Source organism: Inhella proteolytica (assembly GCF_016093275.1).
Classification (GTDB): Bacteria; Pseudomonadota; Gammaproteobacteria; order Burkholderiales; family Burkholderiaceae_C; genus Inhella; species Inhella proteolytica.
In genome coordinates this window covers 423991-439307 of the sequence record NZ_JAEDAK010000001.1, presented here as the reverse complement: position 1 = coordinate 439307, position 15317 = coordinate 423991, and the positions used below count along the sequence as shown (strand labels likewise).

At 69.2% G+C, this 15317-nt stretch carries 7 protein-coding genes; 3 read left to right on the top strand and 4 right to left on the bottom strand.

The genetic code is table 11. The features are described 5' to 3' along the window. The first annotated feature begins 56 nt into the window (after nt 1-56). From I7X39_RS01965 to I7X39_RS01955, 3 genes are all read left to right on the top strand, one after another. Entirely contained in the window at nt 57-1244 is a 1188-nt protein-coding gene (locus I7X39_RS01965) for an efflux RND transporter periplasmic adaptor subunit (RefSeq protein WP_198109261.1), read from the top strand. 11 nt (nt 1245-1255) lie between these two features. After that, entirely contained in the window at nt 1256-4483 is a 3228-nt protein-coding gene (locus I7X39_RS01960) for an efflux RND transporter permease subunit (RefSeq protein ID WP_198109260.1), read from the top strand. Nucleotides 4484-4558: 75 nt separating this feature from the next. Beyond that, on the top strand, nt 4559-6415 hold the full coding sequence (locus I7X39_RS01955; protein WP_198109259.1) for a serine/threonine-protein kinase: 1857 nt from the start codon (nt 4559-4561) through the stop codon (nt 6413-6415). A gap of 36 nt (nt 6416-6451) precedes the next feature. Here the strand turns inward: I7X39_RS01955 and I7X39_RS01950 are convergent, their stop codons facing one another. From I7X39_RS01950 to gcvP, 4 genes are all read right to left on the bottom strand, one after another. After that, on the bottom strand, nt 6452-8011 hold the full coding sequence (locus tag I7X39_RS01950) for a response regulator (RefSeq protein WP_198109258.1): 1560 nt from the start codon (nt 8009-8011) through the stop codon (nt 6452-6454). Nucleotides 8012-8073: 62 nt separating this feature from the next. Then, nucleotides 8074-10836 (bottom strand): reprolysin-like metallopeptidase, encoded by a 2763-nt coding sequence (locus I7X39_RS23565; protein ID WP_310739831.1) that lies wholly within the window; start codon nt 10834-10836, stop codon nt 8074-8076. A gap of 145 nt (nt 10837-10981) precedes the next feature. Further along, complete coding sequence (locus I7X39_RS01930) at nt 10982-12370, bottom strand: L-serine ammonia-lyase (RefSeq protein ID WP_198109257.1); 1389 nt, start codon at nt 12368-12370, stop codon at nt 10982-10984. Between the two features lie 5 nt (nt 12371-12375). Next, nucleotides 12376-15276 (bottom strand): aminomethyl-transferring glycine dehydrogenase, encoded by a 2901-nt coding sequence (gene gcvP, locus I7X39_RS01925; protein ID WP_198109256.1) that lies wholly within the window; start codon nt 15274-15276, stop codon nt 12376-12378. Nucleotides 15277-15317 lie beyond the last annotated feature (41 nt).

The window sequence follows — 15317 nt, the reverse complement described above, 5'->3', positions numbered from 1 at the left end:
CACCCGCAGCCTTCGCTTCCTAGCATGGCCGCCGTTACTCAAAAACGGGGCCTGCCATGGAGCTGCACAAGACTTCTTCTCGATTCAACAAGCGCTGGTGGCTGGGCGGCGGCCTGAGCGCCCTGGCGCTGGCGGTCGCCGCCGGTGTGGCGGTGGGAGCCGATGGCGGCAGCAAACCTGAAGCCAAGGACAAGAAGGACGCCCCCAAGACCCTGCGCTTTACCGCCTCCGAGGTGGTACAGCCGCAGCGCCAGGCCCTGCGCGCGGTGGTTGAGTTCAGCGGCCCGCTGGTGGCGCCCAACACCGCCATCGTGCGCGCCAAGGGCGGCGGCACGCTCTTGAACCTGGCCGCGCCTGAGGGCAGCCGCGTCAAGGCCGGGCAGTCGCTCGGTACCCTGGACCTGGAAGACCTGCGCCAGCGCGTGAACGAGCGCCAGGCCGCCGTGGAAGCCTCGCGCGCCCAGGCTGCGCAGGCCGAGCGCACGCATCTGGCCAACGAGGGCCTGGCGCGCCAGAACTTCATTGCCCCGACGGCCCTGGATAGCAGCCGCGCCCAGCTTGACAGCGCCCGCGCCAACCTGGCCGCCGCACGCGCCCAGCTGGAGACCGTGCAGGTGGCGCTGCGCCAGGCCACGCTGACGGCGCCCATCAGCGGCTGGGTGGCCAAGCGCCACGCCGTGCCGGGGGAGAAGCTGCAGCTGGAGCAGGCCGTCGTCACCGTGGTGGACCTGAGCCAGCTGGAGCTGGCCGGCCTGGTGGGCACGCATGAGGTCTCGCGCCTCAAGCCCGGCATGGCCGCCACGCTGCGCATCGAGGGCCACACCGAGCCGGTGGCGGCCAAGATCGCCCGCATCAGCCCCGCGGCCGAACCCGGCACGCGCTCGATCGGCGTCACGCTCAGCCTGGCCAACCCGGGCGAGCAGCTGCGCGCCGGCCAGTACGCCGTCGCGTCCGTCACGCTGGACGACCCGGAACCCCGCCTGACGCTGCCGCAGACCGCCCTCATGGGCAGCAGCGGCCAGCAGGCGGTGTGGGTGATTGACGGGGGCGAACTCAAGCGCCGCCTGGTGACGGTGGGCCGCCAGGACGCCAAGGAGGGCCGAGTGGAGATCCTGTCCGGCGTGGATGCCAAGGCCCAGGTGCTGGCCGCGCGCTACGACAACCTGCGCGAAGGCACCAAGGCCGAGATTGATGCCGGCAAGGCCAAGGTGGCCGCCGCCGCGGCACCGGCCACGGCGCGCTGAAGGAGCCGGCCATGTGGATGACCCGCGTCTCGATCAACAACCCGGTCTTCGCCACCATGGTGATGGTGGCGCTGTGCGTGCTGGGCTTGTTTGCCTACAACCGCCTGGGCGTCGAGCAGATGCCCGAGATCTCGCTGCCCGGCGCCTGGATCGACACCCGCTACCCCGGCGCCAACCCCGAGGCCGTGGAGCGTGAAGTCGCCAAGCCGCTGGAAGAGGCGGTGAACACCATTGCCGGCGTCAAGCGCATCCAGTCGCGCAGCTTCGAAGGCCGCGCGCAGATGAGCGTCGAGTTCACGCTCGACACCAATATGGATCGCGCGATGCAGGACCTGCGCGACCGCGTGTCGCTGGCGCAGGCCGGCTTCCCGCGCGACGTGAAGGCGCCGCTGATCAACCGCTTCCAGGAAGGCAACCAGCCGGTGGTGGTGGCGGCCCTGCTGAGCAGTACCCGCAGTGCGCGTGAGCTCTCGCTGATTGCCGAGCAGACCGTGGCCAAGCGATTGCAGCGCGCCGAGGGCGTGGCGGTGATCGGGCTCTCGGGCCTGGCCAGCCGCGAAGTGCGCATCGACCTGGACCCGCAGCGCCTGCGCGCCTATGGCGTGACGGTGGCCGAGATCGCCCAGGGCCTGCGCGAGGCGAATGCCGACCAGGCCGTGGGCCTGATCTCGGACAGCCAGATCGAAAGCTCACTGCGCGTCGAAGGCCGCATCAAGGACCCGCGGGCCTTTGCCAACGTGGTGGTGGTCAAGCGTGGCAACCTGGCGCTGACGCTGAACGACCTGGGCACGCTCACCGAGCGTGAACGCGAGCCCGACAACCTCTCACGCATCAACGGCCAGCCCGCCGTCACCTTCAACATCTTCAAGCAGCAGGACGCCAACATCGTGCGCACCGGCGAGGCCGTGCAGCAGGCCCTCGCGGAACTGCGCAAGAACCTGCCGGGCGACATCGAGCTGCGCGAGATCTACTCGACCAGCGACTTCGTCAAGGGCTCGCTGGACGGCCTGAAGCACACCCTGATCGAGGGTGCGCTGCTGACCGTGGCCATCGTCTTCCTGTTCCTGCACAGCTGGCGCTCCACCGTCATCACCGGCCTGACCCTGCCGATTGCGGTGATCTCCAGCTTCATCGCTGTCTACGCCTTCGGCTTCACGCTGAACTTCATGACCATGATGGCGCTCAGCCTGGTCATCGGCCTGCTGATTGACGACGCCATCGTGGTGCGCGAGAACATCGTGCGCCATGTGGCGATGGGCAAGAGCCACCGCGACGCCGCCTTCGACGGCACCAACGAGATTGGCCTGGCCGTGCTGGCCACCACCTTCGCCATCTGCGCGGTGTTCGTGCCCGTGGCTTTCATGGGCGGGGTGATCGGCAAGTTCTTCTACCCCTTCGGCATCACCGTGGCGGTGGCGGTGCTGGTCAGCCTGTTCGTCAGCTTCACGCTCGACCCCATGCTGTCGGCCGTCTGGCACGACCCAGGTGCCGCCCCGATGCGCCGCTGGCGCGTGGTGGGCCCGCTGATCGGCAAGCTGCTGGACGGCAGCGACCGCGCGATGGACGTGCTGCACCGCGTGTATGAACGCAGCATCCGCTGGGCCCTGAGCGGCCGCCGCTACCGCGTGTTCGTGCCGCCGGTGCCGGTGTTCGCCCGCCCGTTCGACGCCGCTGGCCAGCGCGACAAGACCCAGCAGCGCCGCCTGCGCCTGGCCACGCTGACCGCCCGCGGCCTGGTGCTGTGGGGGGGCTTCCTGAGCTTCGTGGGCGCCATCGTGTTGGCCGGTTTCGTGGGCAGCGAGTTCGTGCCGGAGACCGACCAGGGCTTCACGCAGATCAATCTGCGCATGCCCACCGGCTCCAGCCTGGAGCGCACCAATGCCAAGGCGCTGCAGGTCGAGTCCATCGTGGCGGCCATGCCCGAGGTCAAAACCGTGTCGACCACGGTCGGTTCGAGCGGCGAAGGCTTCTCCACCGGCCGTGCCCAGGCCAGCCTGGCCATCGCCCTGAAGGACAAGAAGGAGCGCAAGCGCAGCCAGAAGGAATTCGAGGCGGCCGCGCGCAAGGCCATCGAGCAGGTGGCCGGCGTGGAGCTGAGCGTGGGCTTCGGCAAGCCCATCTATGTGGCCATCCTGGGCAATGACAGCGACCAGCTGGCCAAGATCGCCGAGGAGTTCGCCACCAAGCTGCGCAAGATCAAGGGCGCCGTGGATGTGGAAACCACCTCCAAGCCCGGTCTGCCCGCCTATGCGGTGAAGCTGAAGGACTCGGCCGCGCGCGAGCTGGGCCTGACCGCCCCGCAACTGGCCGCTGCGCTGCGCACCTTCGTGAATGGCGACGCTGCCACTTACTGGACCGCCCCCGACGGCGCCCAGGTGGAGGTGAACCTGCGCCTGCCCAAGGAGATGCGCGAGCGCATCGACCAGATGGCCAAGCTGCCGGTGGCCTATGCCAAGGACGGCTCGCCGATCGCGCTCGATCAGGTCGCCACCATCGAGCCGGTCTTCAACCCCGAGGTGATCCGCCGCCAGAACCTGCAGCGCCGCGAGGCCATCATTGCCGGCGTGGACGGCCGCTCGCTCGGTGAGGTCAGCGCGGAAGTCAACAAGCTCATCAAGGAAACCCAGCTGCCCCCCGGCTTCAGTTTCGATGTGGGAGGCCAGAGCCAGGAACAGGCCGAGGCCTTCAAGGGCCTGCTCTCGGCCATGGCGCTGGCGGCGATCTTCATCTACATCGTGCTGGCCAGCCAGTTCGGCAGCTTCATCCAGCCCATCGCCATCATGGCCAGCCTGCCGCTGGCGCTGATCGGCGTGATGCTGGCCCTGCTGCTGTGGCGTTCCACGCTGAACGTGTTCTCGATGATCGGCCTGGTGATGCTGATGGGCCTGGTGACGAAGAACGCCATCTTGCTGGTGGACCGCGCCAACCAAATGCGCAAGGCCGGTCTGTCGGTCACCGAAGCGCTGGTGGAAGCGGGCCTGACGCGCATGCGCCCGATCGTCATGACGACCATGGCCATGGTGTTCGGCATGCTGCCCCTGGCCCTCGCGCTGAATGACGGCGGCGAGATCCAGGCGCCCATGGGCCGGGCCATCATCGGCGGCGTCATCAGCTCCACGGTGCTGACCCTGGTGTTCGTGCCGGTGCTCTACAGCTACCTGGTGCGCAGCCGCAAGCCCAAGGTGCAAACCGAAGCCTTGCCGGTTTCCTTGGGTGCCGCCCCCGCTGACAAGGAATAAGTTCCAGCTTCTGCCCTTGTTTGCAGCGCCCGCCTCGGCGGGCGCTGCCGCGCTTGAGGTAAGGTGTCGGCCTCCATGAACGACGCTGGCGATTCCATCTTCGAGGACCCCAACGCCCTGCCGGCCGGCACCCGGTTCGGCGAGTTGGAGATCATCCGCACGCTCGGCGTCGGGGGCTTCGGCATCGTCTACCTGGCGCAGGACCACGCGCTGGAGCGTCGCGTCGCGGTCAAGGAATACATGCCGGCGCAGCTGGCGCAACGCGGCAATTCCGATCTGGTCTCGGTGCGCTCGGCGCAGCACCGCGAAACCTTCGAACTCGGCCTGCGTTCCTTCGTCAATGAAGCGCGCATGCTGGCGCGCTTTGATCACCCCTCGCTGCTCAAGGTCTACCGCTTCTGGGAGGCCAACGGCACCGCCTACATGGTGATGCCCTATCTGCAGGGCAAAACGCTCAAGCGCATCCGTGATGGTCTGGCCGATCCGCCCTCGGAGAGCTGGATCCTCAAGCAGGTGATGCCGCTGTTGGACGCACTGGCGCTCTTGCACGACGAGAAGGTCTACCACCGCGACATCTCGCCCGACAACATCCTGCTGCCCTCGGATGGCGGCGACCCCATCCTGCTGGATTTCGGGGCCGCACGCCGGGTGATCGGCGATCGCACGCAGACGTTCACGGCGATCTTCAAGCCCAGCTACGCGCCTATCGAGCAGTACGGTGAGACCACCCAGCTGCGCCAGGGCCCCTGGACCGACATCTACGCGCTGGGTGCGGTGCTGCACTTTCTGCTCACCGGCACACCGCCCCCGCTGGCGACGACGCGAGCCGTCATCGACGAGTTCGTCCCGCTGGCCAACCGCTCCGACTGGCCCGGTCATTCGCGCCATTTCCGCTCTGCCATCGACTGGGCGCTGGCGGTGCGCCCTGCCGACCGGCCCCGCACCGTGGACGAGCTGCGCAAGGCCTTGCTGGGCGAGCGCACCATGCCTCTGGTCAAGGCGAATGTGGCCCAGGGTTTGGACGGCGACGACTCGACCGTGGTGCTGGAACGGCCCAAGCCGCGCGCCAAACCCGACCCCGCGGTGCCGGGCGACGCCTTTGCGCCCACCCAACTGGTGGCGCCGCCGCGCCCCACGGTGGAGGCGGTGCCGGTGCCCAGCGACAAGGAACGCACCCAGCCGCTGGGGACCGAGCCGGGCTTCGAACCGACCCAGCCCCATTCCCTGGCAGACGCTGCCAGCCCCGCAGCGCCGAAGCCGCGCCAGCGCGCCGCCGCCAGCCCCCCCTCGCCGGCGCTCGAGGCGGCGGCCAGCGGGCCCGCTCGCGTTGCCGGGCGTCAGCGCCTGTGGCTGGGCCTGGCCTTGGGAGCCGCAGCCCTGATGCTCGGTGGTTTCTGGTGGCTGCTGCAAGGGCGGCAGGCGCCGTCAGGTCCGGAAGGTCTGGTGGTCAGCATCGAGCCCGCCGGGCGGGCGTCGGAAGCCGGCCTCGCGGCTTCGCAGGCCGCTTCCGCAGCGGCCGATCCGTCAATCCAGCCACCCGTGGTCGCGGCGGCTTCGGTGCCCGCAGAATCCGTGGCCACGCCGGCTTCCGTGCCAGCCTCGGCCAGTCCCGCGCGTCCGGTGCCGCCCCGGCCGGTGGCGGCGGCTTCCAAACCGAATGTCGTGAGCGCGGCCCCGCCGCCGCGGCCGGTGCGCCAGGAGTCCCCCTCGCCGGAGCCGGCCGCTGCGGCGCGAACCGAAGCCCCCGCGCCCAGCCTGCCCAGTCGTCCGGCCGGTCCGCAGGACCCGCGTGCCGCCTGTGGCGACCGCGTGCTGTTCGCGCTATGGCGCTGCATGGAGCAACGCTGCGAGGAGCCCGCCTTTGCCGAGCACCCCGAGTGCCGGCAGTTAGCCGAGCGGCGCGAGCGTCGGCGCGAGCAGCGCGGCCACTGAGCAGGGCAAGCCCGCGCTCAGCCGCCTTAGCGGACCTTAGCCCCGTTCCACGGTCTGCTGCGAGCGCAGCAGCACCACGGTCAGCAAGACCTCACCCTTGGCCTCGTCGGTGTCCACCACCACGCCGCCGCGCTGGGCCTCGGCCAGGCGCTTGGCGGCATAGGCGGAAGGGCCGATGGCGTCCGAGCGCTTGCCGAAGAACTGCAGGCGCTCCGTGGCCGTCAGGGCGGCCGGGTAGCGCAGCACCACCCGTAGCGGATCTTCCGCATGGACCTGCAGGCTGACCGCGGCCTGTGAGGGCGCGGCCTCGCAGGCCAACTGCAAGAGCTGCTGGAACAAGGTGTGGCAGAGCAGGGGGTCGCCGCTGGCCAGCAGGGTGCCGGGCCCGCGCTCGGGGCCGGGCACGTCCAGGCTGAGGCGCAGTTCCTTGTGCGCATAAGCCTCGCCGCTCAGGCGCAGCACGCGCTCCAGCACCCGCCGCAGGGGCACGCCCCGGGTGCGCAGCTGGAACTGGCCGGATTCAATGCGCAGCAGCTCGGTCGAAAGGTGCAGCGCGTCCAGCGCCGCCAGCAGCTGTTCCTCCACGGCCAGCAAGTCGTCCCGCGCACCATCCTCGGCGGCCACCAGCAGCGGTTGCAGCAGGCCCAGGGCGCTGGCCAGCGGGCTGCGCACATCCTGGCCGGCCACCAGGCTGGCGTCATCCTCCAGCTTGGCGCGCTCCAGCATCGCGTCCACCTCGGACTGCATCTGGCGACGCAACTCGACATAGCGCATGAAATTGCGGATGCGCAGCAGCAGCTGCTCGGGTTCGACCGGCTTGTTGACGAAGTCGATCGCGCCCAGTTCCATGGCGCGCCGGCGCACATCGTCAGCGTCCAGCGCGGTGACGAAGATGACGGGGATGTGCTCGCTGGCCGGGTGGGCGCGCAGGCGCTTGGCCACCTCGAACCCATCCATGCCCGGCATCATGATGTCCAGCAGCACCAGGTCCGGGGCCGATTCCGTCTGGCACAGCTGCAGCGCCCGCTCGCCATTGGCCGCCACTTTCACGCGGAAGTCATTGCGCAGCATCTCGGCCAGCAGCTGCAGGTTCTCCGGCACATCGTCCACTACCAGCACCGTGGAGCTGTGCGGCCCGCTGCGGCCCGGTGCCGCCTGGCCCAGGCCGGCTGCCTTGGGCCGTGCGGCCGCTGCCATGGCGCGGCGAATGCGGTCGGCCAGCGTGGCGGCGCTGTAGGGTTTGACGAGGATGTGGCTGGCGCCGGCGCTGACGGCGTGCTGCAGCACCGCCCGGTCGGTTTCACCGGTGATGAGCACGAAGGGCAGCTGGCGAAAGTTGTCGCTGGCGCGCAGGCGCTCCAGCAACTGCAGGCCGTCCATGCCGCGCAGCTGCCAGTCGCACAGCACGATGTCCACGCGTGCCTGGGCCAGCGCTGCCAGGGCCTGTTCGGCATTCGAGGCGTCCAGCAGCTGCTGCACCCCAAGCTGGCTGAGCAGCGCCCGAGAGACCCTGCGCATGGCCTCGGTCTCATGCACCAGCAACACATGGGTGGCGGCGAAGAGCCGGGCTTCCTGGGGGGAGAGCAGGGCGGTCATGCTTGGCAGCCTAGCTCACGCGTCCTGATTTGCCACCCCGGTGTTGCGGGCAGGAGCCGAATTCAGACCGGCAAGTAGGGCAGACCGTCCTGCGCCAGCCCGATCAGGTTGATGTTGAGGGCATTGAGCTCGAGATCGGTGGCCATTTGCGCCAGGCTGATGGCCGTGAACTCGCCGCGCTCCAGCGTACCCACCCAGTAGGCCAGCTCCTGGCTGTCGGGGGCGCGGCCGACGAGGTTGCGGAACAGCAGGTCCACTTCCGCGCTGCGGCTGTAGCCTGGCCCCAGTCGGGTATCGAGCGCCAGGCTCATCAGGTCGGGCAGGGCCATGCCGCCATCCAGCAGGCTCAGGCCGATGCCGGCGTACTGCGCGTTGGCCACTGCGGCCGGTCCGAACACCGAACCCAGGATGCGCGCCACCGTGCCGGCGTGGCCGTTCAGGTCGAAGGCGCGGGCCTGATCGGTGAACAGCAGGCGTTCGATGCCGTCCAGGCTGTCCTTGCCCTCGGTGCCGGACTTGGCCTGCACCTGGAACGCGCCCGGAGTGACGGTGTAGTCGGCCCGCGCACCGGTGTAGCGGGCTTTGTCGAGCCCGGCGCCGCCAATCAGGCGGTCGTCCCCGCCACCGCCCTGCAGCAGATCGTTCCCCGCCCCACCGTCCAGGCGGTCGGCAAAGGCGCTGCCGGTCAGGGTATCGGCGCCGCTGCCGCCAACTTGTACGCCCAGCACGGCGAGCGAGGGCGTCGAAGTCACCGTTTCGCTTGTGCCATGCCCGTCGGTGTAGCGCACCAGGGCCCGCAACTGCATGCCGACCAGGCTCTCGCCTAGGCTGAGGCTGCTGGATGTCGCACCGGTCACGGCGGTCCAGGTGCTGCCATTGCTGGAGCGCTGCCATTCGAAGCTGAACGTGCCGAGGCCATCGGCATCCTGCACGCTGGCCGTGGCGCTGAGGCTCTGGCCTTGCTCGGCCAGGCCCGCGAGCGTGACGCTGCCCACCGGCGCGTCGTTCACGTTTGCCACCACGCTGGCGCTGGACAGCACGGTCTCAGCGGTGCCGCGGGCATCGGTGTAGCTGGCCTGCAGGCGCAGCTGCTTGCCCACCTGGGCCTCTCCTGGGGTGTAGCTGGATCCGGTGGCCAGCTCGGTCCACTGCTGGCCATCGCTGGAGAGCTGCCAGCGCAGCGTGAACGGGCCTAGCCCGTCGGCGTCGGCCAACTGGCTGGCGTTGGCCTGCAGGGTTTCGCCCTGGCGCACGGTGCCGGTGATCAGCAGGCTGCCGGTCGGGGCGTCGTTGCTGTTCGCGATGGCCGCCGTCGGCAGGCTGGTGACGGCCTCGGCGGTGCCGCGGGCGTCGGTGTAGTCGATGCGGGCGCGCAGCAGGCGGCCGACCTGGGCTTCGGTGGGCGTGAAGCGGTCCGCCGTCGCGCCGGCAATGTCGGTCCAGGTCTGCCCGCCGTCGGCGGAGCTTTGCCAGCGCAGGTTCAGGGGACCGAGCCCGTCGGGGTCGCTCAGATCGTTCTGAGCGTTCAACACGGCGCCCTGTCGGGCGTCGCCGAAGATGGCGACCACGCCGCTGGGCGGGTCATTGACGTTGGCGACCGCCGCGCTGGCCGGGCCCGTCACCACTTCCGCGGTGCCGGCGGTATCGGTGTAGCGCACCACCACGCGCAGCCGTGCGCCCACCTGGGCCTCCTGAGGCGTGAAGCTGCTGGCGGTGGCGCCGGCGATGTCCACCCAATTGCTGCCCGATTCCATCTGCCAGGTGTAGGCCAGGCTGCCCAGGCCGTCGGCATCGGCAATCGTGGAGCTCGTGCTCAGGGCGACGCCCTGTGTCGGCGTGCCGGTGATGGTGATGGTGCCGGTGGGCGCGTTGTTGCTGCCGCCCGCCGAAAGCACGACAACCTGGTCGTTGAACTGCAGGCGCTCCACGCCGCCCAGCGTGTCCGTGCCATCCGGACCGCTGACCGTGGTGGTGGCGCCCACCGTGGTGATGGTGTAACCGGCCCGGTTGCCGCTGAAGCGGGCGGTGTCGGTTCCGCTGCCCCCGGTCAGCGCATCGTTGCCCAGGCTGCCTTCCAGCAGGTCGTCGCCGGCGCCGCCCGTCAGCGTGTCGGCCGCCGTGGTGCCCGTGATGTAGCGGCCGGCAGAACTGGAGCCCAGCGCCCCGCCCAGGCCGTCATTGCCGTACAGATAGCGCAGCGCGGCGATGTCATAAGGGTTGTAGTTGCTGTAGGGCCCGCCCACATCGGTGTACGACATGAGGGTGTTGGCGGTGTTGTCCTGAGCACCCGGCAGCACCACCGAACCCGAGAAGGGGTGCTTGAGTCCCATGGCGTGACCCAGCTCGTGCAGCAGCACCTCAAAACCTGAGGTGCCTGGCGACGGGGCGCTGGTGCCGGCGGCGTGGTTGGCGTTGTCGAGGTAAATCCAGGCGTCGGCGCGGTAGCTGACGATGGTGTTGCCGGAGATCGAGTAGCTGGAGTTCCAGCTGCACAGGCCGATGCTCTGGACTTCGGTGATGTCGGCCGCGCAGAAGTGCAGATCGGCCTGGTTCGCATCGGTGGTCAACGCGAAGGTGATGCCGGTGATCTGTGTCAGCACCGCCAGGGCGGACACTGCGGCGGCCTCCTGGGTCGCATTGAAGGCCGAGGTGGCGCCGCTGATGGAGCCGCCCGCGTTCGGATTGGCCGCGGCGAGCGAGAACGTGTAGTAGATCGTCGTCCGCGCGGGGGTGAGCCAGTTCCAGCCCGGGCCGCTGTCCAGCAGTGCATCGATATGCACCAGGCCCGAGGACGGCTGGGTGGTGACTTCGGTGAGGGTTGCCATGGGCGATCTCCAGCAGCGGTGGAGATCGATTGTGGGGGTGGGCGGGGCGGCTCGTCACGCCGCCAGCCGCCCTACCTCCCGCTTGGGGGATCGTCGGGGCGCGGGAGCGCGAGCTTATTCACACGCCCGGCCCGCGCCACCGGCTTCAGCACTCGACGATGTTGACCGCCAGGCCGCCCCGCGCCGTTTCCTTGTACTTGGTCATCATGTCCGCGCCGGTGTCGCGCATGGTCTTGATGACCTTGTCCAGGCTGACGAAGTGCGTGCCGTCACCCCGCAAAGCCATGCGCGCGGCATTGATGGCCTTGACCGAGGCGATGGCGTTGCGCTCGATGCAGGGGATCTGCACCAGGCCGCCCACCGGGTCGCAGGTCAGGCCGAGGTGGTGTTCCATGCCGATCTCGGCGGCGTTCTCCACCTGCTCGGGCGTGCCGCCCATCACCGCGCACAACGCACCGGCGGCCATCGAGCAGGCCACGCCCACTTCGCCCTGGCAACCCACCTCGGCGCCGCTGATGCTGGCGTTTTCCTTGTAGAGGATGCCGATGGCGGCGGCGGTGAGCAGGAAGTCGACCACACCCTGCTCGGTAGCGCCGTGCACGAAGCGCGAGTAGTAGTGCAGCACGGCGGGCACGATGCCGGCCGCGCCGTTGGTGGGCGCGGTGACGACGCGGCCGCCGGCGGCGTTCTCTTCGTTGACCGCCAGGGCGTAGAGGTTGACCCAGTCCATCACCTGCAGCGGGTCGCGCAACGCGGCTTCGGGGTTGGCCGTCAGCTGGGCATGCAGATCGGCCGCGCGGCGCTTGACCTTGAACCCGCCCGGCAGGATGCCCTCGGTACGGCAGCCACGGCTGACGCAGTCCTGCATCACCTCCCAGATCTTCAGCAGGCCGGCGCGGGTCTCCTCGTCGCTGCGCCAATGGCCCTCGTTGCGCCGCATGATCTCGGCGATCGAGAGGCCGTACTTCTTCGTCAAGGCCAGCAACTCGTCGCCGGTCTTGAAGGGGTAGGGCAGCACGGTCACATCGGGGGCGATGACCTTCTGCTTGCTGCCGTCGGCCGCCACTTCGTCGCTGACGATGAAACCGCCGCCCACCGAGTAGTAGACGCGGTTGGCGATCTCGGCGCCGGTGGCATCGAAGGCCAGGCAGCGCATGCCGTTGGCATGGAAGGGCAGGGACTCACGGCGCTTGAAAACCAGATCGGTTGCCTCGTTGAAGCCCAGCGCCTTCTGGCCGACCAGATTGAGCTGGCCGGCACGGATCGTGGCGAGGTACTCAGGGATGGCCTCGATGTCCACCGTGTCCGGCTCATGCCCGGCCAGTCCCAGGAGCACGGCCTTGTCCGAGCCGTGCCCCTTGCCGGTGGCGCCGAGCGAACCGTAGAGGATCACCTGCACCCGCGCGGTCGCCTCCAGCAGGCCCTCGGAGTGCAGGCGCAGCCCGAACAGGCGCGCCGCCCGCATCGGGCCCACGGTGTGGCTGCTCGAGGGGCCGATACCGATCTTGAACAGGTCGAAAACCGACACGGCCATGGCGCTTACTCCTGCTCGTCGGCGAAGGCCGACATGGGCACGCAGCTGCAGAACAGATTGCGGTCGCCGTAGACGTTGTCCACCCGGCCCACCGGCGCCCAGTACTTGGCGCGGCGCAGGCTGGGCACCGGGAAGGCGGCCACTTCGCGACCGTAGGCGTGGGTCCACTCGTTGGCGCCGCAGACCAGGGCCGTGTGCGGGGCGTTGACCAGCGGGTTGTCCTCGCGGCTCCACTCACCGGCCTCGACCATCTCGATTTCCTGGCGGATGGCCACCATGGCGTCGATGAAGCGATCCAGCTCGTAGCGCGACTCGCTCTCGGTGGGCTCCACCATCAGCGTGCCGGCCACCGGGAAGCTCAGCGTGGGGGCGTGGAAGCCGTAGTCGATCAGGCGCTTGGCCACGTCCTCAGCGCTGACGCCGCTGCTGTCCTTCAGCGGGCGCAGGTCCAGGATGCACTCGTGCGCCACGCCACCACCCTTGACGCCGGCGATGCCGCCGCTGAAGTGGATGTCGTAGTGCTCCGAGAGGCGCGCGGCGATGTAGTTGGCGCTCAGGATGGCGGTTTCGGTGGCCTTGGTCAGGCCGTCGGCGCCCATCATGCGGATGTACATCCAGCTGATCGGCAGCACGGCGGCATTGCCCAGCGGCGCGGCCGAGACGGCGCCGATATTCGTCTCCTTGCCCAAACCGGCCGTGCGGTGCGCCGGCAGGAAGGGCACCAGGTCTTCCACCACGCAGACGGGGCCGACGCCCGGGCCGCCGCCACCGTGCGGGATGCAGAAGGTCTTGTGCAGGTTCAGGTGCGAGACATCGCCACCGAACTGGCCCGGCGCGGCCACGCCGACCAGGGCGTTCATGTTGGCGCCGTCCACGTACACGCGGCCGCCATGTGCCTTCACCACCGCGCAGATCTCCTTCACATGGGTGTCGAACACGCCATAGGTGGAGGGGTAGGTGATCATGATGGCGGCCAGGTTGGCGGCGTGCTTCTCGCACTGCGCCTTCAGGTCGGCCAGGTCGATGTTGCCTTCCTTGTCGCACTTGGTCACGACCACGCTCATGCCCACCATCTGGGCCGAGGCCGGGTTGGTGCCGTGGGCGCTTTCCGGGATCAGGCAGATGTTGCGATGCGCCTCGCCGCGGCTTTCATGCCAGGCCTTGATGGCCAGCAGGCCAGCGTACTCGCCCTGCGAACCGGCATTGGGCTGCAGGCTGATGCCGGCATAGCCGGTGGCCTGGCAGAGCCAGCCGGTCAGCAGCTCGTTCAGCTCGGTGTAGCCGGTCAGCTGGTCCTGCGGGGCGAAGGGGTGGATGTGCGCGAACTCGGGCCAGGTGATCGGAATCATTTCCGAGGTGGCGTTGAGCTTCATCGTGCAACTGCCCAGCGGGATCATGGCGCGGTCCAGCGCCAGGTCTTTGTCGGAGAGGCTGCGGATGTAGCGCAGCATCTCGGTTTCGCTGTGGTGGGTGTTGAACACCGGGTGCGTCATGAACGCGCTGCTGCGGCGCAGGTGGGCGGGGATCAGGCTCTCCACGCCTTGCGCGTAGTCGGACACCTTCGGCAGCGCGGCACCAGCCGGTGCCAGCCAAGACCAGAGGGCCTCGACGTCGGCACGCGTCGTGGTTTCGTCCAAGGCGATACCGACATGCTGGGCACTGACCTTGCGCAGATTGGCGCCGGCCTGCACGGCGGCAGCCAGCACGGCCTCGGTGCGAGCGCCGGTCTCGACCAGGATCGTGTCGAAGGCGTGCGGGGTGACCACCTTCAGGCCCAGCTTCTGCAGACCAGCCGACAAGATGGCGGTGTAGCTGGCCACGCGCTCGGCAATGCGCTTCAGGCCTTGCGGACCGTGATAGACCGCGTACATCGAGGCCACGACGGCCGGCAGCACCTGCGCGGTGCAGATGTTCGAGGTGGCCTTCTCGCGGCGGATGTGCTGTTCGCGCGTCTGCAGCGCCAGGCGGTAAGCCGGGTGGCCCTGCGCGTCCTTCGACACACCGACCAGGCGGCCCGGCATCGAGCGCTTGAAGGCGTCCTTGCAGGCCAGGTAGGCGGCGTGCGGGCCGCCGCAGCCCATCGGCATGCCGAAGCGCTGGGTGTTGCCGACGACGATGTCGGCACCGAAGGCGCCCGGCTCCACCAGCAGCGTCAGGGCCAGCAGGTCGGCGCAGACGATGAAGGCGGCGTCCTTGGCATGGGCCTGGTCAGCAAAGGCCTTCAGGTCATGGATCAGGCCGGTGGTGCTGGGGTACTGGCAGACCACGGCGAAGTAGTCGCCCTGGTTCATCAGCTCGGGCGCCATGCCCACGTCCACCGTCAGGCCGATGGGTGCGCAGCGGGTGCGGATGACCTCGATGGTCTGCGGGTGCACGTCGCCCGCCACGATGAGGCGGTTGCTCTTGCTCTTGACCGAGCGCTTGGCCAGCGTCACGGCCTCGGCGGCGGAGGTGGCCTCGTCGAGCATCGAGCCGTTGGCGATGTCCATGCCGGTGAGGTCGCAGACCATGGTCTGGAAGTTCACCAGCGCTTCCATGCGGCCCTGCGAGATCTCGGCCTGGTAGGGCGTGTAGGCGGTGTACCAGGCGGGGTTCTCGAGGATGTTGCGCAGGATGACGCCCGGCGTGTGGGTGCCGTAGTAGCCCTGGCCGATGAAGCTCTTGAAGACCTTGTTCTTGGCGGCGATGCCCTTCAGCTCCGCCAGCGCCTGCTGCTCGGTGCAGGCGGCGGGCAGGTCCATGCCCTGGCCGCGGCGGATGCTGGCCGGCACCACCTTGTCGATCAGCGCGGCGCGCGAGGCCACGCCGATGGCGGCGCACATGGCGGCTTCGTCGGCGGCGTCGGGGCCGATGTGGCGGGCGTGGAACTCGGTGGCGTCTTCAAGCAGGTGCAGCGGCGTGGGCATGGTCAATCTCTTCGGCAGATGGAACTCGGCCCGCTCCCCGA

Excerpts from the sequence above, each read along its gene's own strand:
- I7X39_RS23565 (WP_310739831.1), bottom strand. The coding sequence starts at position 10,836 with ATGGCAACCCTCACCGAAGTCACCACCCAGCCGTCCTCGGGCCTGGTG.
- I7X39_RS01930 (WP_198109257.1), bottom strand. The coding sequence starts at position 12,370 with ATGGCCGTGTCGGTTTTCGACCTGTTCAAGATCGGTATCGGCCCCTCG.
- I7X39_RS01965 (WP_198109261.1), top strand. The coding sequence starts at position 57 with ATGGAGCTGCACAAGACTTCTTCTCGATTCAACAAGCGCTGGTGGCTG.
- I7X39_RS01950 (WP_198109258.1), bottom strand. The coding sequence starts at position 8,011 with ATGACCGCCCTGCTCTCCCCCCAGGAAGCCCGGCTCTTCGCCGCCACC.
- gcvP (WP_198109256.1), bottom strand. The coding sequence starts at position 15,276 with ATGCCCACGCCGCTGCACCTGCTTGAAGACGCCACCGAGTTCCACGCC.
- I7X39_RS01960 (WP_198109260.1), top strand. The coding sequence starts at position 1,256 with ATGTGGATGACCCGCGTCTCGATCAACAACCCGGTCTTCGCCACCATG.
- I7X39_RS01955 (WP_198109259.1), top strand. The coding sequence starts at position 4,559 with ATGAACGACGCTGGCGATTCCATCTTCGAGGACCCCAACGCCCTGCCG.